At 67.0% G+C, this 26,040-nt stretch carries 29 protein-coding genes and 1 tRNA gene; 9 read left to right on the forward strand and 21 right to left on the reverse strand.

Annotation, left to right across the window (positions count from 1 at the left end; all coding sequences use genetic code 11):
• The first annotated feature begins 83 nt into the window (after positions 1-83).
• The 8 genes from HJG44_RS21705 (at position 84) to HJG44_RS21740 (ending at position 8,363) form a co-directional block, all read left to right on the forward strand.
• Positions 84-299, forward strand: a complete 216-nt coding sequence (locus tag HJG44_RS21705) for a hypothetical protein (protein ID WP_171220498.1) — start codon at positions 84-86, stop codon at positions 297-299.
• A 275-nt stretch (positions 300-574) separates the two neighbouring features.
• Positions 575-1,555, forward strand: coding sequence for a carbohydrate ABC transporter permease (locus tag HJG44_RS21710; protein WP_246736440.1), 981 nt, complete (start codon positions 575-577; stop codon positions 1,553-1,555).
• A complete protein-coding gene (locus tag HJG44_RS21715) occupies positions 1,552-2,382 on the forward strand; it encodes a carbohydrate ABC transporter permease (RefSeq protein ID WP_171220500.1) in 831 nt (276 codons plus the stop codon). The genes HJG44_RS21710 and HJG44_RS21715 overlap by 4 nt, the downstream gene beginning before the upstream one ends.
• 14 nt (positions 2,383-2,396) lie before the next feature.
• Complete coding sequence (locus HJG44_RS21720) at positions 2,397-3,731, forward strand: ABC transporter substrate-binding protein (protein ID WP_171220501.1); 1,335 nt, start codon at positions 2,397-2,399, stop codon at positions 3,729-3,731.
• Between the two features lie 155 nt (positions 3,732-3,886).
• On the forward strand, positions 3,887-4,711 hold the full coding sequence (locus tag HJG44_RS21725) for a phosphodiesterase (protein ID WP_171220502.1): 825 nt from the start codon (positions 3,887-3,889) through the stop codon (positions 4,709-4,711).
• Between the two features lie 58 nt (positions 4,712-4,769).
• Entirely contained in the window at positions 4,770-6,044 is a 1,275-nt protein-coding gene (locus tag HJG44_RS21730; RefSeq protein WP_246736420.1) for a serine hydrolase domain-containing protein, read from the forward strand.
• A gap of 97 nt (positions 6,045-6,141) precedes the next feature.
• Positions 6,142-7,704 carry an ABC transporter substrate-binding protein gene (locus HJG44_RS21735; protein WP_171220503.1) on the forward strand — a complete coding sequence of 521 codons (1,563 nt, stop codon included), beginning with the start codon at positions 6,142-6,144 and terminating at the stop codon, positions 7,702-7,704.
• Positions 7,705-7,730: 26 nt separating this feature from the next.
• Positions 7,731-8,363 carry a pyridoxamine 5'-phosphate oxidase family protein gene (locus tag HJG44_RS21740; RefSeq protein ID WP_171220504.1) on the forward strand — a complete coding sequence of 211 codons (633 nt, stop codon included), beginning with the start codon at positions 7,731-7,733 and terminating at the stop codon, positions 8,361-8,363.
• Between the two features lie 15 nt (positions 8,364-8,378).
• Here HJG44_RS21740 and uvrB read toward each other — a convergent pair whose 3' ends face one another.
• A complete protein-coding gene (gene uvrB, locus HJG44_RS21745; protein WP_171220505.1) occupies positions 8,379-11,252 on the reverse strand; it encodes an excinuclease ABC subunit UvrB in 2,874 nt (957 codons plus the stop codon).
• Positions 11,253-11,387: 135 nt separating this feature from the next.
• On the opposite strand from uvrB, the gene HJG44_RS21750 reads away from it, so the two are divergent.
• Positions 11,388-11,939 carry a DUF4142 domain-containing protein gene (locus tag HJG44_RS21750; protein WP_171220506.1) on the forward strand — a complete coding sequence of 184 codons (552 nt, stop codon included), beginning with the start codon at positions 11,388-11,390 and terminating at the stop codon, positions 11,937-11,939.
• A 142-nt stretch (positions 11,940-12,081) separates the two neighbouring features.
• On the opposite strand, the gene HJG44_RS21755 is transcribed toward HJG44_RS21750, so the two are convergent.
• The 20 genes from HJG44_RS21755 to HJG44_RS21850 form a co-directional block, all read right to left on the reverse strand.
• Positions 12,082-12,381 (reverse strand): hypothetical protein, encoded by a 300-nt coding sequence (locus HJG44_RS21755; protein ID WP_171220507.1) that lies wholly within the window; start codon positions 12,379-12,381, stop codon positions 12,082-12,084.
• A 68-nt stretch (positions 12,382-12,449) separates the two neighbouring features.
• On the reverse strand, positions 12,450-13,247 hold the full coding sequence (locus HJG44_RS21760) for an ABC transporter ATP-binding protein (RefSeq protein ID WP_346767239.1): 798 nt from the start codon (positions 13,245-13,247) through the stop codon (positions 12,450-12,452).
• A gap of 175 nt (positions 13,248-13,422) precedes the next feature.
• A complete protein-coding gene (locus HJG44_RS21765) occupies positions 13,423-14,199 on the reverse strand; it encodes an ABC transporter permease (protein WP_210261278.1) in 777 nt (258 codons plus the stop codon).
• Positions 14,200-14,303: 104 nt separating this feature from the next.
• Positions 14,304-15,212: an ABC transporter substrate-binding protein gene (locus tag HJG44_RS21770; protein WP_171220741.1), complete on the reverse strand. Its 909-nt coding sequence runs from the start codon at positions 15,210-15,212 to the stop codon at positions 14,304-14,306.
• Between the two features lie 379 nt (positions 15,213-15,591).
• Positions 15,592-17,088 (reverse strand): tripartite tricarboxylate transporter permease, encoded by a 1,497-nt coding sequence (locus HJG44_RS21775; RefSeq protein WP_171220508.1) that lies wholly within the window; start codon positions 17,086-17,088, stop codon positions 15,592-15,594.
• 8 nt (positions 17,089-17,096) lie between these two features.
• Entirely contained in the window at positions 17,097-17,546 is a 450-nt protein-coding gene (locus HJG44_RS21780) for a tripartite tricarboxylate transporter TctB family protein (protein WP_171220509.1), read from the reverse strand.
• A 33-nt stretch (positions 17,547-17,579) separates the two neighbouring features.
• On the reverse strand, positions 17,580-18,545 hold the full coding sequence (locus tag HJG44_RS21785; RefSeq protein WP_171220510.1) for a Bug family tripartite tricarboxylate transporter substrate binding protein: 966 nt from the start codon (positions 18,543-18,545) through the stop codon (positions 17,580-17,582).
• Positions 18,546-18,992: 447 nt separating this feature from the next.
• A tRNA-Thr gene (locus HJG44_RS21790) sits at positions 18,993-19,064 on the reverse strand.
• A 6-nt stretch (positions 19,065-19,070) separates the two neighbouring features.
• Entirely contained in the window at positions 19,071-20,018 is a 948-nt protein-coding gene (locus tag HJG44_RS21795; protein ID WP_171220511.1) for a tyrosine-type recombinase/integrase, read from the reverse strand.
• 518 nt (positions 20,019-20,536) lie between these two features.
• The gene (locus tag HJG44_RS21800) at positions 20,537-20,923 is read right to left on the reverse strand and encodes a DUF4326 domain-containing protein (RefSeq protein ID WP_246736421.1); all 387 of its coding nucleotides are present in this window, start codon (positions 20,921-20,923) and stop codon (positions 20,537-20,539) included.
• A complete protein-coding gene (locus HJG44_RS21805) occupies positions 20,916-21,146 on the reverse strand; it encodes a hypothetical protein (protein ID WP_171220512.1) in 231 nt (76 codons plus the stop codon). The genes HJG44_RS21800 and HJG44_RS21805 overlap by 8 nt, the downstream gene beginning before the upstream one ends.
• A 290-nt stretch (positions 21,147-21,436) precedes the next feature.
• Complete coding sequence (locus HJG44_RS21810; protein ID WP_171220513.1) at positions 21,437-21,982, reverse strand: hypothetical protein; 546 nt, start codon at positions 21,980-21,982, stop codon at positions 21,437-21,439.
• A gap of 188 nt (positions 21,983-22,170) precedes the next feature.
• Positions 22,171-22,752, reverse strand: a complete 582-nt coding sequence (locus HJG44_RS21815) for a hypothetical protein (RefSeq protein ID WP_171220514.1) — start codon at positions 22,750-22,752, stop codon at positions 22,171-22,173.
• On the reverse strand, positions 22,752-23,066 hold the full coding sequence (locus HJG44_RS21820; protein ID WP_171220515.1) for a hypothetical protein: 315 nt from the start codon (positions 23,064-23,066) through the stop codon (positions 22,752-22,754). The genes HJG44_RS21815 and HJG44_RS21820 overlap by 1 nt, the downstream gene beginning before the upstream one ends.
• A complete protein-coding gene (locus tag HJG44_RS21825) occupies positions 23,059-23,478 on the reverse strand; it encodes an HNH endonuclease (protein ID WP_171220516.1) in 420 nt (139 codons plus the stop codon). The genes HJG44_RS21820 and HJG44_RS21825 overlap by 8 nt, the downstream gene beginning before the upstream one ends.
• On the reverse strand, positions 23,475-23,948 hold the full coding sequence (locus HJG44_RS21830; protein ID WP_171220517.1) for a hypothetical protein: 474 nt from the start codon (positions 23,946-23,948) through the stop codon (positions 23,475-23,477). Before HJG44_RS21830 ends, HJG44_RS21825 begins: the two co-directional genes overlap by 4 nt.
• Positions 23,945-24,547 (reverse strand): hypothetical protein, encoded by a 603-nt coding sequence (locus HJG44_RS21835; protein WP_171220518.1) that lies wholly within the window; start codon positions 24,545-24,547, stop codon positions 23,945-23,947. The genes HJG44_RS21830 and HJG44_RS21835 overlap by 4 nt, the downstream gene beginning before the upstream one ends.
• 2 nt (positions 24,548-24,549) lie before the next feature.
• Positions 24,550-25,452 (reverse strand): AAA family ATPase, encoded by a 903-nt coding sequence (locus HJG44_RS21840; protein ID WP_171220519.1) that lies wholly within the window; start codon positions 25,450-25,452, stop codon positions 24,550-24,552.
• Complete coding sequence (locus HJG44_RS21845) at positions 25,424-25,567, reverse strand: hypothetical protein (RefSeq protein WP_171220520.1); 144 nt, start codon at positions 25,565-25,567, stop codon at positions 25,424-25,426. Before HJG44_RS21845 ends, HJG44_RS21840 begins: the two co-directional genes overlap by 29 nt.
• Complete coding sequence (locus tag HJG44_RS21850; protein ID WP_171220521.1) at positions 25,564-26,007, reverse strand: hypothetical protein; 444 nt, start codon at positions 26,005-26,007, stop codon at positions 25,564-25,566. The genes HJG44_RS21845 and HJG44_RS21850 overlap by 4 nt, the downstream gene beginning before the upstream one ends.
• Positions 26,008-26,040 lie beyond the last annotated feature (33 nt).

A 26,040-nucleotide genomic window follows, 5' to 3' on the forward strand; every position in this document is an offset into this window, starting at 1 on the left:
GTGCTCACGCCCGTCCCGGCCGAAGGCGCATGGACGCCGGCCCGGCCTCGGCCCATGATCGGCGGGCAAGGAAGGAACCGTCCATGGGCAGCACCAATCCGAACCAGCAGATCCGCTCCGATCTCGGCGTGATCGAGACGATCGACTCGGACAACATCGTGCGCTGGGACGGGCAGCGGCTCTATGTCGAGCAGGACGTCTACCACAACGGGCAGATGGTCCACCGCAAATACAGGAAGACCGTCACGGCGGAGGTCGCGCGGGCGATCAGCGCGATACTGGCCGCGCCCACGCACTGACCGACGGGCGGCGCTCGGCCGCGCTCCCGCCCCATGACGCTGATCGAGAATCGACACAGGTTGCCCTGCCCCGGATGACGACCTCCAGGAGCGAGGCCGAAGGCCAGAACATGCCTCGCCGGTCCGGTCCCACAAGCGCGCCCAATTCGATCCTCTCCCCTGCATCGCCGGAAGGCTAGCCGGCGGAAGGGGGAGGCGACCGGGCCGCGTGCCAGAGGCCCGCTCGTCCCGGGCCGGCAGAGCTGCCGCCGATTTCGGCTGCACCTGTCATTCGTCTGTCACGGGCATCTCCGATCAGGCTCCGCGTTGCGTCCGGGGCCCGCAAGGTGGAACTCGCTCTTCCGAATGAGATGGCCGTCCGGCGCCGGCTGGCACTTCCGGCCTGGCGCCCGAAGGGTCTGCTCGGGCTCGCGCTGCTGGCGCCCTCGCTCGTTTTCCTGGGCCTCTTCACCTACTGGCCGGTGCTGCAGGTGCTCTGGCAGTCGCTGCATGCCGAGGCGCGGCGCCAGACCGTCTTCGTCGGACTGGGAAACTATCGGGCGCTCTTCGCCGATCCGGCCTTCGCGGCGGCGCTGGTCAACAACCTCGTCTACGCGCTCGGCACTGTCGTGCCGAGCCTCGTCCTCGCGCTCGGCTTCGCGCTCGCGCTCAGCAGCTCGACGCGGCTGAACGCGGCGCTGCGGGCGATCCTCTTCCTGCCCGTCCTGATCCCGCTCGTCGCGGCCTCGTCGCTCTTCCTCTTCATCTTCCTGCCGCAGGTTGGGCTGCTCGACCACTATCTCGCGAAGCTCGGCGTCCAGGGCGCGAACTGGCTCGGCGATCCGGACGTGGCGCTCTGGTCGCTGATGGGCCTCACGATCTGGAAGAACGCCGGCTACTATATGCTGTTCTTCCTGGCGGGCCTGCAGGGCATCCCGGAGGAATCCTACGAGGCGGCCCGGCTCGACGGCGCCAATTCCTGGCAGCGGCTGCGCTACGTCACGCTGCCCTATCTGCGTCCGACGCTGTCCTTCGTGGCCGTGATCGCGCTCCTCAACGTCGTCACGCAGGTCGACCACATCTTCATCCTGACGAAGGGCGGCCCGTCGGATTCGACGAACCTTCTCCTGTTCTACGTCTACCAGCAGGCGGTCGAGCGCTACGACCTCGGCAAGGCGGCGGCCGCGACCGTGGTCTCGCTGGCGCTGCTGCTCGCGCTCTCGGCAACCTCGCTCCGCCGAATGGAGCGCCGGACGGACGCGGAGGAGGCCCGATGATCCCCGGCGAGATCACGCCGCGGCTCGGCTTCGCCGCGGTGCTCGTCCTGGTCGCCATCTGGGCGACCCCCTTCGCCTGGATGCTGGTCGCCTCCGTGCGCCCGGGCGCCTTCGGGGCGGGCGGGATGGCCTCGCTGGTGCCCGACTTCGTGCCGACGGCGGCGAACTTCGCCGAAGCCTGGGATTCGGCGGATTTCGCCCGCTACTACCTGAACACGATCCTGATCTGCGGCGGCATCCTCGCGGTCCAGATCGTCACGATCTCGCTCGCCGGCTACGCCTTCGCGCGGCTGCGCTTTCCGGGCCGGACCTTCCTCTTCTACGCCTTCCTGATCCAGCTCATGCTGGTGCCCGTCGTGCTGCTCGTCCCGAACCTCAGGACGGTCGCGCAACTCGGCCTCTACGACACGCTGCCCGGCGTGATGGCGCCGTATTTCGCCTCCGCCTTCGGCACGTTCCTCATGCGGCAGGCGTTCCGGACCATCCCGCAGGAGCTGGAGGACGCCGCGCTCATGGACGGAGCGCGCTGGCACGAGCTCGTCCGGCACGTCTACCTGCCGCTCGCCAAGCCCTCGCTCATCGCCTTCTCGATCGTCTCGGTCACCTCCCACTGGAACGAGTTCCTGTGGCCGCTGATGGTCATCAACGATCCCGACAAGCGGCCCCTGACGCTCGGGCTCGCGACCTTCACGCGCGGCGCCGAGGGCGCGCAGGCCTGGGGCGTCATCGCGGCCGGGACGATCCTCGTCATCGCGCCGCTCGTGCTCGCCTTCGCGCTGTTCCAGCGCCGCTTCGTCAACAGCTTCCTGGCCTCCGGGCTCAAATGAAGGAGAGGGGCATCATGACGTTCCATTGGTTGAGGCAGGCGAAGGGGGCGGCGCTCGGCGCCGCGCTTCTCGCAGGGATCGGATCGGCGCAGGCCGCGACCGAGATCGAGCTGTTCTTCCCCGTGCCGGTCGACGGCAAGCTCGCGCGCGACATGGCTGCGATGCTGAAGGAGTTCAACGAGAAGCACCCCGAGATCAGGGCGGTCCCGGTCTATACGGGCTCCTACGACGAGACGCTGATCAAGACCCGCGCCGCCATCAAGGCCGGCAAGCCCCCGGCCGCCGTCATCATGTCGGCCAACTTCCTGACCGACCTCGCCATCGAGGAGGAGATCCAGCCGCTCGACCCGCTGATCGAGGCGGACGGCAAGACGCCCGATGCCTTCATGGGCCAGTTCTTCCCGGCCCTGCACGGCAACGCGATCGTGGGCGGCAAGGTCTACGGCGTGCCGTTCCACAATTCGACGCCGCTCCTCTACTACAACGTCGACCACTTCAAGGAGGCCGGGCTCGACCCCGAGAAGCCGCCGCAGACCTGGGACGAACTGCTCGCCGCGGCGAAGAAGCTGACGAAGCGCGAGGGCGAGCGCACCACCCGCTGGGGCATCATGGCGCCGTCGAACTACGATTACGGTGGCTGGATCCTGCAGGCGCTGACGATGTCGAACGGCGGCCTCTGGTTCAATTCCGAATACGGCGGCGAGGTCTTCTACGACACGCCCTCGATGCTCGGCGCGCTGACCTTCTGGTCCGACCTCGTGCACAAGGCGAAGGTGCATCCCGCGGGCGAGCAGAAGGGGCCGGGCGTCTCGACGGCCTTCCTGTCCGGCCAGGCCTCGATGATGCTCCTGTCCACGGGCTCGCTGACGCATGTGCGCGACAACGCGAAGTTCCCCTACCGGGTGGCCTTCGTGCCGCGGAACCTGCGCAACGCGGTGCCGATCGGCGGGGCCTCGCTCGTCCAGCCGGTCGGGCTCGACGAGGCGAAGCGCAAGGCCGGCTGGACGCTCATCAAGTGGATGACCGGGCCCGAGAAATCCGGCTGGTGGAGCCGCGCGACGGGCTATTTCGCGCCCAACATGGCGGCCTACGAGACGCCCGAGATGAGGGAGTTCCTGGGCAAGAACCCGGACGCCAAGATCGCGGTCGACCAGCTCCGCTTCGCCGGCCCGTGGTTCGCGACCTACAAGACGGTCGCGGTCAGGAAGACGATCGAGGACGAGCTGCAGGCCGTGCTCTCGGGCAAGAAGACCCCGAAGGAGGCGCTCGCCGCCGCCCAGAAGGGCGCGGACGAGCTCATGAGGCCCTATGTCGAGCAGACCGCGCTGAAGCTGCCGGCGACGAACTGAGGCTCGGAAGCGCGACCCCGATCCTCCCCCTGCAGGGGGAGGCGTCAGGCCGAAAGGCCTGACGGAGGGGGAACGCATCGAGATCCCACCCGGCTCGCGCGTTCCGCGCGAGTTCGCCCTCCCCGGCAGGGGAGGGATCATCAGCGACAATCCCCATGCTCATCGCCCAGATCACCGACCTGCACGTCCGCCCGCGCGGAAAGCCCGCCTACCGAGTCTCCGAGACCAACATGATGGTCGAGCGGGCCGTGGACGCCCTCATGGCCCTCCGGCCGCGCCCCGATCTCGTGATCGTCACGGGGGACATGACCGATTGCGGGCTGCCGGAGGAATACGAGCTGCTTCGCTCCATCCTGGCGCGGCTCACGATCCCGACCTTCATGGTGCCGGGCAACCACGACCGGCGCGAGACCTTCCGCGAGGCTTTCCCCGGGCATCCGGCCATGCCGGAAGGCTTCGTCCAGTTCACGATCGAGGAGGGGCCGGTCCGGCTGATCGGCCTCGACACGCTGGTCCCCGGCCAGAGCCACGGCGCGCTGTGCGAACGCCGCCTCGCCTTCCTGGACGAGGCACTCGGGCGCGACCGCGACCGGCCGGCGATCGTGTTCATGCACCACCCGCCCTTCGCCTGCGGCATCCGGCACATGGACCGCATCCGCCTGCTGGACGGTGCGGAGCGTTTGGCCGAAATCGTGTCGCGCCACCCGCACGTGGAGCGCATCCTCTGCGGCCACCATCACCGGCCGATCCAGACCCGCTTCGCCGGCACGATCGCCTCCATCGCGCCCGGCGTGGCCCACCAGGTCGCGCTCGACATCACGGACGAGCACGAGGGTGCGCTGGTCCTCGAGCCGCCGGCCTACCAGCTCCACCTCTTCGCGCCCGCGATGGGCCTCGTCTCGCATACGGGCTATGTGGAGCGCTTCCCCGGCCCGTTCCCCTTCGTGCTCGACGCGGATTATCCGGGCGGGGACATCTAGCCTGCGGCAGTCGGGCGACATAGGCTTCCCCGTCAGAACGAAGACGGGGAGGAAGACGATGATGCGGATCGCGGATTTGGCGCGAGCCGTGCCGGTCCTGCTGGCGCTGCTGGCCGGGCCGGCCCTGGCGGGCGAGGCGCCGCCCGAGGCGCAGGGCTTCTCGCCCGAGCGCCTCGCGCGGATCGCCCCCGTCATGAAGGAGGAGATCGCCAAGGGCACCATGCCCGGCGCCGTGACCCTGATCGCCCGCAACGGCAAGGTCGTCCATTTCGAGGCGCACGGCTTCCTCGATGCCGCGAAGACCAAGCCGATGCCGAAGGACGCCGTCTTCCGGGGCTTCTCCATGACGAAGCCGGTCGTCGCGGTCGCCGCGCTGGCGCTGATCGAGCAGGGCAGGATGAGCCTGCGCGACCCGATCTCGAACTGGTGGCCCGAATTCAAGGAGATGAAGGTCTTCACCGAGGTGCGGGACGAGCGCGGGCGCACGAGCCGCGTCGCGGTCCCGGCCAGGCGGCCCATCCTCGTCTGGGACCTGTTCCGCCACACCTCCGGCCTGACCTATTCCGGGTCCGCGCCCTTCCCGGAGCTCAAGGAGGCCTACGAGAAGGCGGACGTGGAATCGGTGAATGCCGACCTCTCCAACGAGGAGTTCATCAAGCGGCTCGCCGCGATCCCGCTGGCCTACGAGCCGGGCACGCGCTGGGAATACGGGCTCTCGACGGACGTGCTCGGGTTGCTCGTGGAGAAGGTCGCGGGCAAGCGTCTCGACATCCACCTGGACGAGACGATCTTCAGGCCGCTCGGGATGAAGGACACGAGCTTCCAGGCGAAGCCGGAGCAGCTTTCGCGTCTGGCCGACGCGCTCGATGCCGATCCCCAGAAGGCGGGGCTCTGGAAGGCGGCGCGTATCGAGGAGGATCCCGGCAAGCGCTACCTCCGCGGCGGCGCCGGCGCCGTGATCACGGCCGAGGATTATCTCCGCTTCGCCCAGATGGTGCTCAACGGGGGGCAGCTCGACGGGGTGCGCATCATCTCGCGCGAGAGCGTCGAATTCATGCTGTCCAACCACATCCAGGGGCTTGAAGGCTCACCCTTCCCGACCACGGGTCCGGGCTACGGCTTTGGCCTCGGCTGGGGCGTGCGGCTCGACGAGGGCGGCGCCTATGCGCCGGGCTCGAAGGGGGATGCGATGTGGGCCGGCGCCGGCGGGACCAGCTTCACGGTCGACCCGAAGGAGAAGATCGTCGGCATCATCCTGACGGCGGCGCCGAACACGCGCCTGCACACCCGGTTCCTGTTCAAGAACCTGATCTACGGCGCGCTGGTGGAGTGACTGTGGCGAGCAGGACGCGGCGAGCCGCGGAGCGAGAGCGCCCTTGCTCTGCGGCAAGGCCCTTGCTTCCGTGGAGATCGACCGCTGGAGCCCATCAATGTCACGTTCGTTGTCCCGAGTTCTCGCCGCCGCAGGCCTACTTCTGTCTGCCGGGCCGGTGCTCGCGCAGGGTACGCCGTCCCCGAAGGGCGGCACGCTCCATGCGATCGTCGCACCCGAGCCACCCAGCCTGATGGTCGGGCTGTTCCAGAACGGCCCGACCCAGACCGTGGCGGGCAACATCTATGAATCGCTCCTGCGCTACGACGCCAAGCTCGAACCGCAGCCATCGCTCGCCGAGCGCTGGGAGGTATCGTCGGACCAGAAGACCTACACGTTCCACCTCCGCCGGAACGCCAAGTGGCATGACGGGAAGCCATTCTCCGCGGACGACGTCGTCTTCTCGCTCGAGGTGTTCCACCGGAGCACTCACCCGCGCGTCCGGCCGATCCTCAACGCGCAGGTGGAGAAGATCGAGAAGGTCGACGACCATCAGGTCCGCATCGTGCTCAAGCAGCCCTTCGCGCCGCTCCTGACCATCTTCGAGCCGGGCTCGGCGACGATGGTGCCCAAGCACATCTACGAGGGCACCGACTACCGCGCCAATCCGATGAACAACACGCCGATCGGCACGGGCCCGATGAAGCTGAAGGAGTGGCGGAAGGGCTCGTTCATCCACCTGGTCCGGAACGAGGATTACTACCTGCCCGGCAAGCCGGCGCTGGCCGAGACCTATTTCCGCATCGTACCGGACGCCGCGGCCCGCGCGGTCGCCTACGAGAAGGGCGAGGTGGACGTGTTGACGGGCGGGTCGGTCGAGGTCTTCGACATCCCGCGCCTGGCGAAGCTGCCGAATACCTGCGTCGAGCGGAAGGGTTGGGAGATGTTCGCCCCCGTCGGCATGGTGATCATGAACCTCCGCAACGGCCCCCTCGCCAACAAGGAGTTCCGTCAGGGCTTGATGCACGCGATCGACCGCGAGTTCTCCAGGGACGTCGTATGGTCCGGCTATGCCCGGGTCGCGACCGGGCCCCTGAACGCGAGCACGAAGTTCTACACCGACGACGTGCGGAAATACCCGTACGACCTGAAGAAGGCGAAGGAACTGATCGCCAAGTCGGGCTACAAGGGCGAGCCGCTGAGGCTCCTGCCGCTGCCATACGGCGAGACGTGGACGCGCTGGGGCGAGCAGATCAAGCAGAACCTGGAGGAAGCCGGGGTCAAGATCCAGGCCGAGACCACCGATGTCGCGGGCTGGAACAAGCGCATGGGCGAGTGGGACTTCGACCTCGCCTTCAACTATCCCTACCAGTACGGCGATCCGGCGCTCGGCGTCGCGCGCCAGTATATCTCCTCCAACATCGTCAAGGGATCGCCCTTCGTGAACAACGGCGGCTATTCCAATCCCGAGGTCGATCGTCTCTTCGCCGAGGCGGCCAATGCGCCGGCCGAGAAGCGGCCGGAACTCTACAAGAAGGTGCAGCAGATCCTGGTGGAGGACGTCCCGATCCTGTGGCTCACCGACATGGAGTTCCCGATGGTTCATCGCTGCAACGTCAAGGACTTGGCGACGACCGCGATCGGCATGAACGACGCCTTGCGCGACGCGCGCAAGGAGTAGCGCTCACGGCGCGACGGAGAACGAGGATGGACCTGGGCGAAACGGATCACGCGCCGATCCGGGATCACGAGGAGTTGCGCGGCCATTTCGGCCCGGTGAACCCGCTGGCCGAGAACAAGGTTTTGACCCGGCTCGATCATTTCTGCCGCGACTTCATCGCGCTCTCGCCATTCCTCGTGTTGGCGAGTTCGGACGGGCAGGGGGGCGCCGATGCGAGCCCGCGCGGCGACGCGCCGGGCTTCGTGAAGGTCCTGGATGACCGGACGCTGCTCATCCCGGACCGGCGCGGCAACAACCGGGTGGACAGCTTCGGCAACATCCTGGCGTCACCCGGCATCGGGCTCATCTTCCTTGTGCCCGGCATCAACGAAACGCTGCGCGTCAACGGCAACGCCCGGATCACGCGCGACGCCTCGCTGCTGGAGCCGCTGGCCGTCCAGGGCAAGGCTCCCACGATCGGTCTCCTGGTCGACGTGCGGGAAGCCTTCTTCCATTGCGGCAAGGCGCTGATGCGCTCCAGGCTGTGGGATCCCTCCGTCCAGGTGGAGCGGTCGCGCTTTCCGACGCTGGGAAGGATCATCGCCGAGCAGACGAAGGCCATCGAGGTGAGCGAGGCCGAGAAGGTGATGGAGGAAGGCTACCGTACGCGTCTCTACTGAGGCGCCGGACGTGGCCTAACCCTTTCTCCGCCGCCCCTTCCATGTCGGCTTCCCGCCGCCGAGTCCTTCGGTTGACCGCGGCACAGGTCGACTCGGCAGCGGGCCGGAATGGAGCGGCAGCTCGCGCGCATGCGGCCCCATCTCGTCAAGGGTGGGCTTGCGCGGTCCCGAATCGCGGCCGGGCTTCGGGAAGCCCTTGCCGACCGGCTCGGCGCGGCCGGCTGCCCGGGGCGCAGCCCCGGCACGCGGGCCGGCATAGCGGCCGGCCGCCGCCTCGACATCGCCCTGCGAGGCCTTGGGGTCGACCCCGAGCGTCAGCTCGGTCATCTGGAGCCGCTTGAGCTCGTCCCGGAGACGCGCGGCCTCCTCGAAATCGAGATCGGCCGCGGCCGCCCGCATGCGCTTCTCCAGATCCGCGATGACGGCCTTGAGGTTGTGCCCGATCGTGACCGCCTGGCCGGCCATGCCGGTATCGACCCGGACGTGGTCGCGCTCGGCGACCGATTCCAGGATGTTGGCGATGTCGCGCTTGATCGATTGCGGCGTGATGCCGTGAGCGGCGTTGTAGGCGAGCTGCTTCTCGCGCCGGCGCTCGGTCTCCGCCATGGCGCGCTCCATCGAGCCCGTCACCTTGTCGGCATAGAGGATCACCTTGCCGTCGACGTTGCGGGCGGCGCGCCCGATCGTCTGGATGAGCGAGGTCTCCGACCGCAGGAAGCCCTCCTTGTCGGCATCCAGGATCGCGACGAGCGCGCATTCGGGGATGTCGAGCCCCTCGCGCAGCAGGTTGATGCCCACCAGCACGTCGAAGGCGCCGAGCCGGAGGTCGCGGATGATCTCGATGCGCTCGATCGTGTCGATGTCGGAATGCATGTAGCGCACCCGCACCTTGTTCTCGTGCAGGTACTCGGTGAGGTCCTCGGCCATGCGCTTCGTCAGCACCGTCACGAGCGTGCGGTAGCCTTTCGCCGCCACCTGGCGGATCTCGCCCAGAACGTCGTCCACCTGCGACCGCGCCGGGCGCACCTCGACCGGCGGATCGACGAGGCCGGTCGGGCGGATCACCTGCTCGACGAAGACGCCGGCGGCCTGCTGCATCTCCCACGGTCCCGGCGTCGCCGAGACGTGGATCGATTGCGGCCGCATCGCGTCCCATTCCTCGAAGCGGAGCGGGCGGTTGTCCATGCAGGAGGGCAGGCGGAAGCCGTATTCGGCCAGCGTCGCCTTGCGGCGGAAGTCGCCCCGGTACATGGCGCCGATCTGCGGCACCGTGACGTGGCTTTCGTCCGTGAAGACGAGGGCGTTGTCGGGCAGGTACTCGAAGAGCGTCGGCGGCGGCTCGCCCGGCCGGCGGCCGGTCAGGTAGCGCGAATAATTCTCGATGCCGGGGCACGAGCCGGTCGCCTCGATCATCTCCAGGTCGAACTGCGTGCGCTGCTCCAGCCGCTGCGCCTCCAGGAAGCGGCCCATGCGGTTGAGCTCCTCGAGCCGCTGGCGCAGCTCCTCCTTGATCGCCCGCGTCGCCTGCTGGAGGGTGGGCTTCGGCGTGACGTAATGCGAGTTCGCGTAGATCTTCACGAACTTGAGCTCGCTGCTCTTCTGCCCGGTGAGGGGGTCGAACTCGACGATGGATTCGACCTCGTCGCCGAAGAGCGAGATGCGCCAGGCCCGGTCCTCCAAGTGCGCCGGAAAAAGCTCGATCGTATCGCCCCGGACCCGGAAGGTGCCGCGCGAAAAGTCCATGCTCGTGCGCTTGTACTGGAGCGCGACGAGGTCGGCGATGAGCTGGCGCTGCTCGATGCGCTCCCCCACCGTCACCGCGAAGGTCATCGCCGTGTAGGTCTCGACCGAGCCGATGCCGTAGATGCAGGAGACGGAGGCCACGATGATGACGTCGTCGCGCTCCAGCAGCGCGCGCGTCGCGGCGTGGCGCATGCGGTCGATCTGCTCGTTGATGGACGAATCCTTCTCGATATAGAGGTCCGTCCGCGGCACATAGGCCTCAGGCTGATAGTAGTCGTAGTACGAGACGAAGTACTCGACCGCGTTCTCGGGGAAGAAGGACTTGAACTCGCCGTAGAGCTGGGCCGCAAGGGTCTTGTTGGGCGCGAGGATCAGGGCCGGCCGCTGCGTCTCGGCGATGACCTGCGCCATGGTGAAGGTCTTGCCGGAGCCGGTGACGCCGAGGAGCACCTGGTCGCGCTCCTGGGCCCGGATGCCCTGCACGAGCTCGGCGATGGCGGTCGGCTGGTCGCCCGACGGCCTGTAGTCCGAGACGAGCTTGAAGCGGATGCCGCCTTCCGACTTCTCGGGCCGCGGCGGCCGGTGCGGGATCCATCTCTGCCCGTTCTTGAACAGCGGATTGCCGCTCTCGAGCAGGTCGGACAGCGCCTTCACGGTCGCGGAGAGGCCCGCGGAGGAGGGCAGGGCGGTATCGTCGTCCTCGCGGCCGTCGTCCGGCGCCGGCGGAGAGAGGTCGGACGGCACAGGCGATCCGGACGGGCGGGAGGGCACCCCCGATTTCGGCGTCCTCGCCCGGCGGGATGCCGCGCTCTCGCCGGCCTCTCTTCCCTCGCCCGAGGTGAGCGCGCCAAGCCCCAAGGCCTCGGCGAGCTCCGGATCGAGCCCCCCGGCAGGGCCGGGATCGAAGGCTGTCTGCGGCGCCTCGGCGAAGCCGGCCGGCGCCACCTCGGCCTTGGCGGAGCGCCGGCGGCCCGGCGCCGCCTGAGCCGCGGCGGGGCTGGCATTGCCGCGTGCGATGCCCGGATTGAGCAGTTTGGCGAGATGGGAATCGAGCGGCTTCAGCTCGGGCTTGGTCGCCTTCGGCTGCGCGCGGGCACGCGCCCTGCGCCCGTCCTCGCCGGCGGCGCTCTTGGGAGTCCTGGCCATACCCGAATATGGGACGAGTCGAGGGGCGCGGGAAGGAGTTGCTCGGTCGCGGCGGGCCAATCACGCGCATGTCAAAGGCGGACAGGAACCGGCCAAGCTGGGGGCTGTTCTCCAACCATCATGGAGAACGCTCAAATGAACCGATTTGCCGCCGCGGCGCTTTGCCTGGCTCTCGCCGGCCCGGTCCACGCACAGTCCCTCGGGGAGCGGACTGGCGTGAACTCGATGCTCGGCATCGCGCCCAAGACCGAGGATTTCGTGAAGGAGGCCGCCTCGAGCGACATGTTCGAGATCCAGTCGAGCCAGCTTGCCGTGGAGCGGGCGGCCGACGAGCGCGTCAAGACCTTCGCCCAGCAGATGATCACGGACCACACCAAGACCTCGACCGAGATGAAGGGCATGGTCCAGGCCGGGACGGTCAAGGCCGAGATCCCGGCGGAGATGCTGCCCTCGCATCAGAAGATGCTGGACAAGCTCAAGGGCCTGAACGGCGCCGACTTCACGCGGCAATATCTCGACGACCAGGTCACGGCGCACAAGGAGGCGGTCTCGCTGTTCGAGCGCTACGGCAAGGGCGGCGACAACGAGCAGCTCAAGACCTGGGCCAGCAGCACGCTGCCGGCGCTGCAGCACCATCACCAGATGGCGCAGGATCTCGACAAGCAGAACGACGCCAGGAAGTCCTGACCTCCCCGGGGCGGCCGCCTGTTGGGGGCCGCCCTCATCTCGGGAGCGGCTTGAGGCCGTCCAGGAAGGCGGCGACCCGGCGGCGGTTCCAGGTCTCACCCTCGTTCCAGAACTGGAGCAGCGCCTCCTGGTTGGCCCTTACCTAGGCGCTGACGAGCGGGATCGCAGGACGAGAGATGTGGCTCGGCAGGAAATCGTCGCGCACTTTCGGGTCAGGACCGATCGACATGACTAGGCATGGCTCCGCCCTGCCAGGTGTGCCGGGATACCACTTCACGCGCGGACCGTGCGACCCGAGCCGTGTCGAGATGAAGATCGTCCCTGGGACGTGAGTATCCTCCTCGTCCAGGTTTGCCATCTCGACGAGGACGTCTTCGCCGAATTCGTCAGGAGCCGCACGCTCCGGATCGCTTCGTGCTGCAGCCGGGCTGAGCTGTCTCATCTTCGCGCCGTCCGAAGGATGTCATGGCATCACCATGGGCCTCCGATCGATCCCGCGCAAGCGACGGGCTAATGCTCCTCGGCCGCCAGCACCGCCTCGGCCCGGATCTCCTCCGTGAGCCGGGCTTTCAGCGCGTTGAACTCCGGCGTCGTCTTCATGCGATAATCGCGCGGATGGGGGAGGTCGACCGGGACCTCCGCCTTGATGCGGCCGGGGCGGGCCGTCATGACCAGCACGCGCGAGGCGAGGAAGATCGCCTCCTCGATGTCATGCGTGACGAACAGCACCGTCTTGCGGTCGCGCTCCCAGATCCCGAGCAGCAATTCCTGCATCAGGGCGCGGGTCTGGTTGTCGAGCGCGCCGAAGGGCTCGTCGAGCAGCAGGATCGCCGGATCGTTGGCGAGCGCGCGCGCGATCGCGACCCGCTGCTGCATCCCGCCCGAAAGCTGCTTCGGCCAATGGCTGGCGAAGCCCGTCAGTCCCATCCGGGCGAGGTAATGATCGACGATCTCGCGGCGCCGCGCCTCCGGCACCCCGCGCTCGGCGAGCCCGTAGGCGATGTTCTGGGCGACGTTGAGCCAGGGAAAGAGCGTGTAGGACTGGAACACCATGCCCCGCTCCGGGCCGGGCTTCGTCACCTCGCGGCCGTCGAGGAGCACGCGCCCCGTCGTCGGCCGATCGAGGCCGGCGACGATGCGCAGCAGCGTCGACTTTCCGCAACCGGAGGGTCCGAGCAGCGTGATGAAGTCGTTCTCCGGCACCGACAGATTGGTCGGCTGCAGTGCGGTCACGGGCGCGCCGCCATGCACGCCCGGGAAGACGCGCGACACGTTCTCGACGAGGAGCTTGGGTCTCACGAGCGCCACCGCCCGTTACCCTCCCCATCGCGGGGAGGGTCGACTGCGAAGCAGACGGGGTGGGGGGCCGTCCGCGTCGGGCGATCTCCTCCCGCCCCCCACCCGGCCCTCCTCCCCGGGGCTTCGCCCGGGGATCGGGCCACCCTCCCCGCCAGGGGGAGGGCACACGGGCGGCTTCTCCACGTCATGCGAGCCGCCAGGGGAAGAGCGCGCGGTTCGCCGCCTTGAACGCGAAGTCCGAGACGAGGCCGATCAGGCCGATCACGATGATGCCGAAGATCATCTGCCCGGTGGCGAGCAGCGACTGCGAGTCGATGATCATGTGGCCGATGCCGGAGGACGAGCCGATCAGCTCGGCGACGATCACGTAGGTCCAGGCCCAGCCGAGCACGAGCCGGAGGATCTCGGCGATGTCCGGCGCATTGGCCGGCAGCAGCACGCGGCGGACCACGCTGCGCTCGGTCGAGCCGAGCGTGTAGGCGGCTTCCACGAGGTCGCGACGGGTCGAGCCGACCGCCACCGCGACCATGAGGATCAGCTGGAACACCGAGCCGATGAAGATCACGAGCAGCTTCTGGAACTCGCCGATCCCGGCCCACAGGATCAGGAGCGGGATGAAGGCGGAGGCCGGCAGGTAGCGGGCGAAGGAGACGAAGGGCTCGAGCAGCGCCTCGATCGGCTTGTAGGCGCCCATCAGGATGCCGAGCGGAACGGCCACGATCGCGGCGAGCGCGAAGCCTCCGACCACGCGCCAGACGGTCATGCCGATATCGTGGAGGAAGCCGAACCGGGTCAGCAGCAGCCAGCCGTCCTGCAGCATCGTGACCGGGTCGGCCAGGAAGGTGCGGGATACGAAGCCGCCGAGCGTCGCGAAGGCCCAGGCGCCCACGAACAGCGCGAAGAAGGCGAGACCGAGCCCGACGCGGGCGGTCTGGCCGACGGGTTCGAGGGGACGGATCATGGTCTCACGTTGTCATGGCCGGGCTTGTCCCGGCCATCCCGATGTAGGGAAGCGTGCTTGTCGGATCGGGGTGGCCGGGACAAGCCCGGTATGACGCGCGCGAGCTACTGGATGAACTGCGTGTCCGCGAGCTTCGACAGGTCCGGGATCTGCTTGATCACGCCCGTCTCGAGCAGCAGGTCGGCTGCCTCCTTCGAGAACTTGGCATGCTCGCCGGCGAAGAAGGTCTTGTTCGCCGCCCTATCCTGCCAGCGCAGATACTTGGCGGAATTGCCGAACTGCTCGCCCGTCTGCTTCACGTCCGCGCCCATGATCTCGTAGGCCTTGGCCTGGTCCTTGGCGATCATGTCGAGCGCCTCGAAATAGCTTTCGGCGAGCGCCTTGGCGGCCTTCGGGTTGCCGTCCAGGAAGGCCGGGGTGCAGCCGAAGGTGTCCATCACGACCGGGTAGTCGAGCGTCGTGGCGATGATCTTGCCGGCCTCCGGCTTCGCCCGGACCGAGGAGAGATAGGGCTCGTAGGTCATGGCCGCGTCGTTCTGGCCGGCGATGAAGGCCTGGGCGGCAGGGCCGGGCTCCATGTTCACGATCGTCACGTCCTTGGTCGTCAGCCCGTTCTGCTTCAGCATCCAGGCGAGCACGAAATAGGGCGAGGTGCCGGGCGCCGAGGCCGCCACCGTCTTGCCCTTCAGCTCCTTGATCGAGCCGATATTCGCCCGCACGACCATGCCGTCGGCGCCGTAGCTCTTGTCCAGCTGGAAGATCTGCTTGGTGGCGATGCCGGCGGCATTCCAGACCACCCAGGTCTCGACCGTGGTCGCCGCGCACTGGATGTCGCCGGACGCGATGGCGAGGTGGCGCGAGGCCTGCGGGATTTTCTTGATGGTGACGTCGAGGCCGTTCTTCTTGAAGATCCCGGCCTCCTTGGCGAGCGTCAGCGGCGCGAAGCCCGTCCAGCCCGAGATGCCGATGGCGACCTTCGTCTCCTGAGCCGAGGCGACCCCGGACACGGCCATGGCGCAGCCGAGCGCCCAACCAGCAAGCCAACGCGACGTCATGTTCTGCTCCCCTGTCCAGGGAACATCATGCATCATGCGGGCCAGGGTGGAGTCAAACCGTCCGGGGCTGCGCCCTCGACGATGTCGGCCGCCTGAGGCGTCCCGAGCCCATGACGAAGGCCCTGGAGGGCGGTCTCTCCTCGGGCTTGTGGCGCTTTTTCGACATCGAACAGTCCTCCTGGTCCCACGGCAAGACCTCCGCAATCGCATCCGGCCGCTCGCGACGTGCCTGCCCGGAGCCCGGCTCCCGCCCCGGCGAGCCCCTGCCGAGGCGAAAGCAAGGGAGCCGCGGCCCCTGGGTGCGGAGGCTGGGTCCCCCCGCCGCTGTTCCTGCCCCTTACTCCTGCAGCGCGGCCTCGCGCTTCGCCCTGATCGACGGGGCGATCATCGTGATCAGCAGCAAGACCGAGAGGACCAGGAAGGCGGCGCTGAGCGGCCGCGTCACCAGGACGGTCGGATCCCCGAGCGAGATCCGCAGGGCACGCCGGAGGTTCTCTTCCATCATCGGGCCCAGGATGAATCCCAGGACCAGCGGCGCCGGCTCGCAATGGAGCTTGATGAAGACATAGCCGACCGCCGTGAAGACGAGCAGGAGCCAGATATCGGTCGCGCTGTTGTTCACCGAATAGGTGCCGATGGCGCAGAAGATCAGGATGGCGTTGAAGAGGAACTTGTACGGGATGGTCAGGAGGCGGACCCACAGGCCGATGAGCGGCAGGTTCAGGACCAGCAGCATGAGGTTGCCCAGCAGCATGCTGGCGATGAGGCCCCAGAAGAGCTCGGGGCGCTCCGTCATGACCTGCGGACCAGGCTGGATGCCCTGGATCATGAGCGCGCCGATCAGGAGGGCCATGGTGGGGTTCGACGGGATTCCGAGCGTGAGCAGCGGGATGAACGAGGTCTGCGCGCCGGCATTGTTCGCCGATTCCGGCGCCGCGACGCCGCGGATGTCCCCCTGCCCGAACTCGCGCGGCGGCTTGGCCACGCGCTTCTCGAGCGTGTAGGCCGCGAAGGAGGCGAGGAGCGCGCCCCCTCCGGGCAGTATCCCGAGGACGGAGCCCAACGCGGTGCCGCGCAGGATCGAGCCGGCGCATTTCCGGAGGTCGGAGAGGCTCGGCAGGAGGCTCCCGATCCGGCCGAACACGCCGCGCTTCTCGTTATGTTCGAGGTTGAGGATGACATCGGCGAGGCCGAACAATCCCATCGCCAGCGCGACGAAGCTGATCCCGTCGGCGAGGCCGGCGACGCCGAACGTGAACCGCTGCTGGCCGGAATTGACGTCCGTGCCGACGAGGCCGAGCAGGATCCCGAGGAGCACCATGGCGACGGCCTTCAGGACCGAACCGCTGGCGAGCACGACCGCAGCCACGAGGCCGAGGGTCATCATCGAGAAATATTCGGCCGGGCCGAATTTCAGCGCGATCTCCGCCAGGGGCGGCGCGAAGAGCGCCAGGACCAGCGTCGCGATGCAGCCCGCGATGAAGGAACCGATCGCGGCCATCCCGAGCGCAGGCCCGGCGCGGCCGTTCCGGGCCATCTGGTACCCGTCGAGGGCCGTCACCACGGAGGAGGACTCGCCCGGCAGGTTCACCAGGATGGCCGTGGTCGAGCCGCCATATTGCGCGCCGTAATAGATCCCGGCGAGCATGATCATCGCGGGCGCCGGCCCCAGGGTGAACGTGACCGGCAGGAGCATGGCGATGGTGGCGACCGGCCCGAGCCCGGGCAGCACGCCGACCAGGGTCCCCAGGAAGACGCCGAGGAAGCAGTAGAGGAGATTCTGCCAGCTCAGCGCCGTCGCCAGCCCGAGCCCGAAATCCGAGAGCAACTCCATGTTGGCGCTTACCCGAAGAACGACGGCCAGATTGCCAGCTGGAGTCCGAGCAGCGTCACGAACACGACGCACGATCCGATTGCGAGAACGACCGCCGTGACGGCCGCCGCGCGTTTCGAAAGCTCACGGTCGGCGAGGGCCGCCACGGCTACGGTGAGCAGGGTCGTGATGAAGAGCCCCAGCGGCTCGACCAGGATCGTGAATACCGCGATTGCGAGGAGGACGAGAACGAAGGGCCGCAGGTGGAAGCGGTCCGGCGTGCCCGCATCGCTCCGCAATCCCCGCAGCGCGATGACGGCACCGAGCAGCGCGAGAAGCGAGCCCACGAGCGTCGGGAACATGCCCGGCCCCATGCGGGTGCCTGCGCCGAAATTGTAGTTGCGCGACATGATGACGAAGCCGATGCCGGCTCCCGCGAAGAGGAGGCCGGCGAGGACGTCGCGCGATAGAGGCTTCACCAAGGCACGATCCTTCGAGAAGGTGAACTCGCCCTATTCGGGCTTCACGTTCGCCTTCTTCACCACCTCCTTGTAGCGCTCGGCATCGGTCTTGATGCGCGCCAGGAACTCGGCAGGCGGCATGCCGCCCGTCACGGCTCCGGCCTGCGCGAACCGCTCCCTCACCTCGGGATTGTCCAGCGTCGCCTTCACCTCGTCATAGAGCTTCTGGACGATCGCGTCCGGCACGCCCTTAGGGGCGAAGAGCCCTACCCAGTTCGATGAGTCGACACCAGGGATGCCGCCCTCGGCCGCCGTGACCCAGCTCTTGTCATAAGGCGTGCGCTGGGCGGTGGTCAGGCCGATGACCTTCACGCGCCCGGTGCGGAGATGCGTCTGCACGGCCGGCACGGCCACGACGCCGAGCGGAACCTCGCCGGCCGCGACGGCGGCGGCCGCCGGAGCACCTCCCTTGTAGGGCACGTGCAGCAGCTTGACGTTCGCTTGGAGAGCCAGCCACTCGCCGGCCAGATGATTGATGCTGCCGTTTCCGGGCGAGGAGAAGCCGACGGTCCCGGGCTTCTCCTTCGCGGCAGCGACGACCTCGGCGAAGGTGTTGAACGGAGCGTCCTTGCTCGCGACGAGGAGCATCGGCGTGTCGCTCACCATCGTGATCGGCTTGAAGTCGCGCTCAAGCTCGTACGGCACGTCGGGAAACAGCGCCGGGTTCCCGGCGAACTCACCCGTATGGGCCATCAGCAGCGTGTGGCCGTCGGGTGCAGCCTTCGCGGCTGCCGTGACGGCGATGAATCCGTTTCCGCCAGGCCGATTCTCCACGACGAAGGACCAGCCGAGACGCTCCGACATCTTCTGCGTCAGAAGACGCGCCGTCACGTCCACGACCCCGCCAGGCGCGAATGGCACCAGGACGCGGATCGGCTTGGACGGATAGTCCTGCCCGGCAGCCGGCAGCGTGACCGTCATCAACGCGGCGCATGCGAGCGCGGCCAAGCTTCTCATAGGGTGTCCCCTCATTAGCGTTTTTAGGTGCCCGTCCCGCAGCTATCCTGCTTGGTCCGAAGCATAGCTCCATCGCCTGGGCATCGTGCCACGCCCAAGGCGACAGGTTGCCGGGCAGACTAGAGGGGACAAGCCGGCAGACAAGCCAAATTCGCTAATCAACGCATCAAAATCGCTAATCGGCTTCCCGCCACGCAGGAGCGCTGTGCGGAGTGCGATCGAGATGTCGGGGCGTATTCACTAGCGAAGCCTTCGGCCCTCTCGAATGCTGTCAGAAGCGACTCACATGTGACGAGCGTGGCCTGTTCGATTCGCTTCGCCGCACTCACGGCCGGTCTCCGGGGAACGGCGCGAGGACGTGAACAGGTCGCGAACCGATCCCACCTATTTTCACGCATCACGTGGCGGTGTGCTCGTTCGGTTCGTCGCTGTTTGGCAGGGTCTACGTGGTGCTGCCGGACAGGATTGAACTGTCGACCTCTCCCTTACCAAGGGCGCGGATTAGCGCCAAATTATCCAGTAAAGTCATGAACTTGCCGCCTCCGTGTCAGTACCGCGTGTATTGTTCGTGTCGAAATCCTCAAATCCGGAGACGATCCCCCGGCGGCGCTCAGACACGTCATGGACGTATCCCATGACGGATCTATGGTCGGTCCAGCCGCCCTGCTCCATTGTCCCCCGAAGATCACGGTGAGCCATGCGCGTTGCCAGCATGTGGCGGAACCAATGCTGGGTGACCTTCCTGAGAAGTCGCGCGTCGGCGCGGGCTTGTAAGAGCGCATCAAGCGCCTTCTGCCGCTGACCGTACTTCCGGTGCTGCCGCGCTGATGCGAACGCCTCCTTCAGGAGACGAAGCCGAGCCCGGCGCTTTGCCGCCTTGAACCCGGTCTTATTCTGCCCGCCCCAGGCCTTCCCGTTGTCCTCGTAGGGCCGGTGCTTATAGGTCAGAAAGAGCGGCGCCTCGCGGTCGTGCAGCCCACCCCGCCAAGTCAGGTAGTCGCGCATTACGCGTGCCGCCGCTGGGTGGAGCGCCGCCGCAACGTCCTTTCCGTTTTTCGTGTCTCGGAAAATGATCTGCTCCCGGCCGGGCGCCATGATCAGGTCACAGAGGCGCGCGCCGTACACGATCGAGGACACGCGGGCGCCAGTGCTCCACTCGGCTGCGAGCTGCGCCCTGATGGTGATATGACAGGCTTCAAAGAGGATGCCGATCAGTTCGGGTCGAAGCTCCTGGACAGCGCGTCGAGCCCGTTGAGTAGGGTTGCGCGCCTTCTTGTCTCGCGCAAACTCGACCAGCTTCTTGAGCCCGTGGTGCTTCGCTGCGTACTTCTGGAACGCCACAACCCCATTTAGGAAGCGTTCCCGGGTGGCGGCCTTGTTCCCCTTCTGGCGTTCGTCCACCCAGGCCTTCCACTCGCGCTCCTGCACATCGTTGAGCCGCCTGGCGCCGAAGCGCTTGACGATCGCCTGCACAATCCGGATCGCCGATGGGGCGAGGGGCCGTTCCCGTAGTGTCGTCAGGTATCCCCTAGCCGCTACAGAGATCGGATCTCCGCGGGTTGGCTGGCCTTGCGCTTCGGCGACGACATCTTCGCGGACTCGCTGGATCTCGTGTTCGGCCGATTCCTCATGTTCGGCGTCAGCGGGAAGGCCAAGACTTCTGCGCACGCGGATTGAGCGTCCGCCAACCCGCACGGTCCCGTGTACGTGATAGTAGCCGTCCCGCTCCGTGAGCTGGAGCCCGCGAGAACGCCGCCCGGCTCGCTTTCCCGTTCGACCGCTTGCTTGAGGCACCGGAAGCCCTCCTCAGTCCAGAACCGTTTGCGCCCGCGGCGGACATGATACCGGAAGCGTTGATCGTGCGGGGATCGAGGGGCGTCCGTCGCCAGCCAGCCCTCAAGCGTACGGAGTGAGACACCAAGCCTCTTGGCAACGTCCGTTGCGGTCAAGTCGCTCATAGCGAGCACCCCGCTTCGATCCATGCGGCGCGCCTACCCATCTCGCTCTCCTTCGGGAGGGGAAGCACGGCATTCTGGCCGGTTCGCCAGCTCGAGCAGCACGTCGGCATGGCAGGGCTGGTCGAGGCGGCACCAACAGGCGAGGTTCTTGCCTCGCAACGGCGCGAGATCCGGCAAGGGTGAGAACTCGTCGGTCGCCCAATCGCGGAAGGCGACGACGGCGTCCTTCGCATCGGCAATGACGGACGAGCCGCACACCGGCCCGCCGACGTACCCCTCGACCAAGGGGTATTGTTCGCCGACCACGAAGGGGTTGCCCCATCTGGTGCTCCGGTCGACCTTCACGGTGTTCGGCGGCATGCGCCAGCCCTTCGTGCGCTGGAGCTGCACGCGAACCGGGGACACCGTCATCTCAGCCATTCCGATCCTCCTGGAGGGCGAGGCGGCCGGCTTGTTGTCGAGCGTAGGCCTCCTCGATCTTGCGACCCCACGGACTGTCGGCAGGGAACGGATTCCACGGGCAGTGCCGAGCGCGTTTTCGGATACCTTCAGCCATAGCCTTCAGATGCTCCGGCCGGATATCCGCGAGACGCAGCGACAGCGCCTCGCCAACACTGTAGACGGTGACTGTTCGCTCACCCACGGTCCGATCCTCCGAGTAGGGCGCGGCGGCCGGCTTCGGTGACGAGGCCGTATTCGTCGATCATTCCGGCCCGATAGAGAGGCCATCCTCCCGCGAGTAGGGCTTTGCGTCCCTCCCCGTCTCTGATCTTGCAGCCGTTGCAACTGTCGAGAAACACGTCGCGCCGATCATGCGATAGCTCGATGAGCACGCGTCCGGAGGCGATGAGGCGAAGCGCATCCATCGGGGCCGGCTTCGACATAGCCGCACGGCAACGCTCGATCTCGTCTGGGGCGAACCCCTCCGTCAGCTCACGCGGCATCGTCGCCTCCCCGTGTCTCGGTCGTGAGAGAGCGGGAGCACATCCGGCGGAAGACGGATCGCCACCAGAAGCGGCCCCTGGCGTTCTCGGCTTCTGGCCCCTCGCCAAAGTGGTGTCCGTTGTCGTCGGGGCCGAGCCCATGCAGCCATTTCAGGGCGGCGACCGGAACGAGCTCGTAGCCCGGCGGAATGATGTCGCCGGCCAGCGCTCTTTCCCGGTCCCCGGAGAGTGAGGAGAGGTGCGGGGCGTAGAGGGCCTGGATGGCTGCCGTCGCGGAGGGAATGGCAAACGCATCGATCGTCCGCTCCACCGCGGCGGGCGGCGCCCATCTCCTAAACACGGCCGACCGGATCGCCTTCGCCACTTCCTCCGCACCCGGTCCTGGCTGCGGGCGGAGGGCGGCGGCGTATCCGGCACGAAAGCCGTTCCCGAAACCCATTGCTTCGTCGGGACGTCCAGCTTCGATAGCTGCGCACTGCGCCCGCTCGATCTCCGCCGCCAGGTCGCCACGCCCAAGTTCGTTTGGTGTGTTCATGGGCGGGCTCCTGGTTTGCGATGTTCGCGAGCGATTTGCTCAATTGCAGCGATGCGCTCTTCCACAGGTCGGCTGCTGTCCTTCATGACAGCCATTTGGCGGCGCGTGATATGGAAAGGCTGGTTCGCAGTAGCCGACTGGAGCCGGGAGAGCAGGCCGACGAGGGTTCGCGCCATTCTCGGCATGGCTCACGCCTCCCCTGTTGCGGGGCGCGGGGGAGGGGGAAGAGGCTGCCAGTGGGTCGTTCCATCCTTCGGCGCACTATCTATCGTCATCCACCCGCCCGTAGCCGGTGCGGATGATAGTGCTGCGTCGATCGCGTCGATCTGTTCTTTGTGCTGAGTACGGCGCCATCGGCTATCATTCGTCGGGGCAATTTTCCCGAGGCTGTCGTACTCGGAACCATGCCAGTCACGCTGATTATTCAGCGCCTCCCGCAGCCGCTCGACTTCGGCCCACGCTACATGCGCCTTCGACATCCACTGCAAGATTTCGCGCTTCGCTGCCTGAAGCTCTCCCTCCGCCGGCTCCGGCCGCGACCCGTCCCCGGCATCTTGTGAGGAGAGGAAGCGGAGAGCGTCGACATAGCGGTGCATGAGCGTTTCGGCTTCGCTCGGCCCAAAATGCGGCTCGTAGTATTTGTAGATGATCTGCCGAAGGCTCGGCTCCAGCGTCGCCGCCCCAAGATCAGGCTCTACGTCGAAAAGCGCCTCTGGCCACGGTGCAGGTTCGGGGTTCGGCCGGGCGGGGGGGGTATGCGGGGCAGACATCAGCGGGCTCCCGTCTCGGCAAGGCGGATGGCGGCTTCGGCCAATTCGATGCTGTCCGATGTGTCGTCGTCCCCTTCGGCCGCTCGGTAGCTCTCGTAGGACGCTACGATGTCCTTCAGCGCATCGAGCAGGTCAGGCGCGGCGGCGATCAGGCGGGCGTTGGCATACGTTTCGGCCTCGGATCGCTCATCGGTCGGCCAGAGCATCTGGCACACCGGAACGATGTATCCGTCCCCGTTCATTGCATCGATCTGCACGACCATCGGGTTGATTGCCCAAGGCTTCGGCGTGTGCTTCGTCGCGATCTCAGTCATCGGCGCGTCCTATTGCGGTCAGGTCGTGGGGATTCCAGGCTGCCCATTTGCGGAGAGGGGCACTGGCGTAGTTCTTCGGGGTGCGCCGCGGCGGAAAGTTGATCTTCGCCTTCCGCATCTTGATGCCGAGGTGCTTCTTTCGGACCGACGCAACGCGAGACTTCTCGGCCACATCGCGGGCGGTCTTCTCGCGGTGCTTGTCCCGGAGCGCCGGCGCGAGATTGTCTTCAGCGTGCCGGCCGCCATTAGCGAGCGCGACCTTGTGGTCCAGGTCCCATGCGTCGCCGGGCATGATCTTCCGGCCGGACAACCAGCATCGGCCGCCCTCGCGCTCGAAAATGCGAAGGCGAACCCGCGCCGGGACCTTGGCGTCGTCGGTCTTCCCGAACCAGAGTTCGACGGAGCGGCTCACAGCACCGGCTCCTTCATCCAGAAGCCAAAGTGCTCGTTCACTCGGAACCAAGCGGCGGCAGCCGTCGATCCCGTCGCGATCTCGCTTCGGCTCGTGACCTTGCAGATTGAGCGGACGACAGCTGCAGCGCTTTCCTCGTCCTGTACCGATGGCTGATTGTATTCCTCACGAAGGAAGCGCCAGAATGCCTCCCGCCTGCATTGAAGCGCAGCCTGTTGCGCTGGTGGGAGGGAGGCGAAGGACCGCTTGGGCGCTACTTCCGGATCGGAGTCCGTCGCCTTAGACAATCCGGAATTGAGACGAGCGACCGCCACCCACTTCGGATCATCCGGCCGGGGGACGCCCCCGAGCGCGTGCAGGGCAGCATCAGCTTGCTCGATCGGTATCTCGATCACGAGCTGAGCGACCTTCCGACCCTTGACGGTGCGGAAATCGGCAAAGGTGCCGCTGATGGCTGCCGGAGCGCTCACGACAACTTCTCCGGCATATGCACGGCCAGAAAATCGACAAAGGCCGAAAGCTCCCTCCGGATGTCGTCGCCCATGCCCGGGTAGCGGTGCATGGTGAGCTTGTGGAGGCTGGTGATGGTGTAGTGGCGCTCGCCGACCTCGCGACCCTCGAACACATTCCAGCGGAAGAGATCGGCCCCGAAGATGTCGAGATAGGCGCGCCACTGATAACTGCCGAGAAAACGCTCAGCGTCGTATCGGGACGTGAACTTGTGATCGTCGATCCGGCGCCCGAGAACGGCGTCCACCTTGCCGACGAGCGTGACGGTGTGCTCGCCGATCTCGTATTCGCGAGTCGCCTTCATTTCCCGCGTCGGCGGGATGTCCAGTTCCTCATCGAAAGCGAAGGTGAACCGAAAGCCATCAGACACGATCTCGTCGAGGCTGCCATCGCGGCACGTTTCAAGGGCGGCGTGCAGAGCCGATCCAGCCAGCATTGCCTCTGACGGAGGTTCCTCGCGTCGGAGCCTTGCCAGGAGCCCGGCGAGGTCCCCGTCCTCGTCCGCAAGGAAGTAGCGGAACGAGTCAATATCAGAGGCGCTGACGCGGATGGCTGCCATGGTCAGGCCGCCATCTTCGGGAGGGCGTAGGTGCCGCTCTCCTTGTTGAACTCGAGCCCGAGCGCATTGGCCTTGTCCCGGACCATGGTCTTGCACGCCTGACTGGCATTGCGAGCTCGCCCAAGGATGCCGTTCAGCTCTTGCGCGGTGGTGATCCCGGCCAGTGTCTCGCGGAACCACTCCTGTTCGGCTGCGGCCTCGCGCTGGGCTTCCGTCTGCTCGTTCAGGCGATCCTTAGTCATCTGGATCACGCCGGCGAGGAAGCCGTCGAAAGCAGGCGAGCCGAGCGGCGGGATGTCGAGCGGATCGAGCCCGCCCGGGTTCTTCCCGAATGCGGCATCGGTAGGGGAGAAGAGCAACTTGCGCTGACCGTTGATGATGACGATCCGGCCCATGGCGTCGGCCGTCTTGTAGACCTCGCCCTTGGATCCGCCCTGCACGTCCAGGCGCTCGACGACATCATCGCCGCTGCGCTGCTCGTCCATGTGCGCGATCAGGACGACATCTTTGCCGAAGCTGTTCAGGAGCTTCAGGAAGGCGCCGAAGCGGGATTTCAGCTCGCCGTAGCCCTGGAGCGTCAGGGCGCCGCCTCGACCGTGCTTCGGGTTCGCGCGGATTATGTCCACGGTCAGAGCGTCGAGCGCCCGTCCGGCGGTGTCCACGATGACCGTCCTAAACGGAGCAAGGTCTTCGGCCTTGATGTCCGCCACGTCCGACCAGGCCGATACGCGCACAGCATCCTTGCGGTTCGGGGCGCGGTGGCTGCCGTTGTCGAAGTCGAGCAACAGCGGATCTTCGGCCGTGAATGCGACGGAGGTCTTACTGATGCCTGGCGGGCCGTAGATCACCATGTTCAGGCGATCGACGGTGATGGGGTCAGCGGCGCGCGTGATCTTGAGAGGCACTGGTCTTCTCCTTCGGGGGCAGGGGACGCTTGATGCCGGCGGCGACTTCGCGCTTCAGGCGGTCGCGCATGCGTTCGAACTGCTTGCGGCAGGCGCGTTCGGACAGATCGCTCATTCGCGCCCCCTCTGAGGTTCGGACGGCACGTCGCCGAACGCATCCGCGTAGGGGTCGGAGGATTCGGAACGCTCCTCCCGCACCGGCCACGGCCAGAACATGCCGAAGACAGATGCGACGAGGATCGCGATTAGAATGAGGACCGCTCCCGTTCCGGGATCGAGCGGCGCCTGATCTGCAGCCCGAGCGAGGTCCTGAACCAGGACGCACCCGGCGGCGGAGAGCGCGACGGCCGCGACGCGACGCGTGTCCCGCCTCGTGCGGGCAAGGATTCTCTCGGCCGGCTCTCGCGCTCTTCTCTGCGCCGCGACATAGGCCAGGACGCTCTCGCGCTCGGATGCGGTGAGAGGAGGCGAGACAGACGGGTCCGTGAAGGTCACGCCGTCGTCCGAGATTAGGATGCGATGTGTGGCGCCGCGGAGGGTGAGTGAGACGATCACGTTGTTCTCCTCAGATCGGCCAGAGACGAGCGC

It is taken from the genome of Enterovirga aerilata, assembly GCF_013044135.1.
GTDB lineage: Bacteria > Pseudomonadota > Alphaproteobacteria > Rhizobiales > Beijerinckiaceae > Enterovirga > Enterovirga aerilata.

Coding starts and splice junctions, on each gene's coding strand:
- HJG44_RS21705 (WP_171220498.1), top strand. CDS start 84: ATGGGCAGCACCAATCCGAACCAGCAGATCCGCTCCGATCTCGGCGTG.
- HJG44_RS21715 (WP_171220500.1), top strand. CDS start 1,552: ATGATCCCCGGCGAGATCACGCCGCGGCTCGGCTTCGCCGCGGTGCTC.
- HJG44_RS21720 (WP_171220501.1), top strand. CDS start 2,397: ATGACGTTCCATTGGTTGAGGCAGGCGAAGGGGGCGGCGCTCGGCGCC.
- HJG44_RS21725 (WP_171220502.1), top strand. CDS start 3,887: ATGCTCATCGCCCAGATCACCGACCTGCACGTCCGCCCGCGCGGAAAG.
- HJG44_RS21730 (WP_246736420.1), top strand. CDS start 4,770: ATGATGCGGATCGCGGATTTGGCGCGAGCCGTGCCGGTCCTGCTGGCG.
- HJG44_RS21735 (WP_171220503.1), top strand. CDS start 6,142: ATGTCACGTTCGTTGTCCCGAGTTCTCGCCGCCGCAGGCCTACTTCTG.
- HJG44_RS21740 (WP_171220504.1), top strand. CDS start 7,731: ATGGACCTGGGCGAAACGGATCACGCGCCGATCCGGGATCACGAGGAG.
- uvrB (WP_171220505.1), bottom strand. CDS start 11,252: ATGGCCAGGACTCCCAAGAGCGCCGCCGGCGAGGACGGGCGCAGGGCG.
- HJG44_RS21750 (WP_171220506.1), top strand. CDS start 11,388: ATGAACCGATTTGCCGCCGCGGCGCTTTGCCTGGCTCTCGCCGGCCCG.
- HJG44_RS21755 (WP_171220507.1), bottom strand. CDS start 12,381: ATGAGACAGCTCAGCCCGGCTGCAGCACGAAGCGATCCGGAGCGTGCG.
- HJG44_RS21765 (WP_210261278.1), bottom strand. CDS start 14,199: ATGATCCGTCCCCTCGAACCCGTCGGCCAGACCGCCCGCGTCGGGCTC.
- HJG44_RS21770 (WP_171220741.1), bottom strand. CDS start 15,212: ATGGCCGTGTCCGGGGTCGCCTCGGCTCAGGAGACGAAGGTCGCCATC.
- HJG44_RS21775 (WP_171220508.1), bottom strand. CDS start 17,088: ATGGAGTTGCTCTCGGATTTCGGGCTCGGGCTGGCGACGGCGCTGAGC.
- HJG44_RS21785 (WP_171220510.1), bottom strand. CDS start 18,545: ATGAGAAGCTTGGCCGCGCTCGCATGCGCCGCGTTGATGACGGTCACG.
- HJG44_RS21800 (WP_246736421.1), bottom strand. CDS start 20,923: ATGGCTGAGATGACGGTGTCCCCGGTTCGCGTGCAGCTCCAGCGCACG.
- HJG44_RS21810 (WP_171220513.1), bottom strand. CDS start 21,982: ATGAACACACCAAACGAACTTGGGCGTGGCGACCTGGCGGCGGAGATC.
- HJG44_RS21815 (WP_171220514.1), bottom strand. CDS start 22,752: ATGTCTGCCCCGCATACCCCCCCCGCCCGGCCGAACCCCGAACCTGCA.
- HJG44_RS21820 (WP_171220515.1), bottom strand. CDS start 23,066: ATGACTGAGATCGCGACGAAGCACACGCCGAAGCCTTGGGCAATCAAC.
- HJG44_RS21835 (WP_171220518.1), bottom strand. CDS start 24,547: ATGGCAGCCATCCGCGTCAGCGCCTCTGATATTGACTCGTTCCGCTAC.
- HJG44_RS21845 (WP_171220520.1), bottom strand. CDS start 25,567: ATGAGCGATCTGTCCGAACGCGCCTGCCGCAAGCAGTTCGAACGCATG.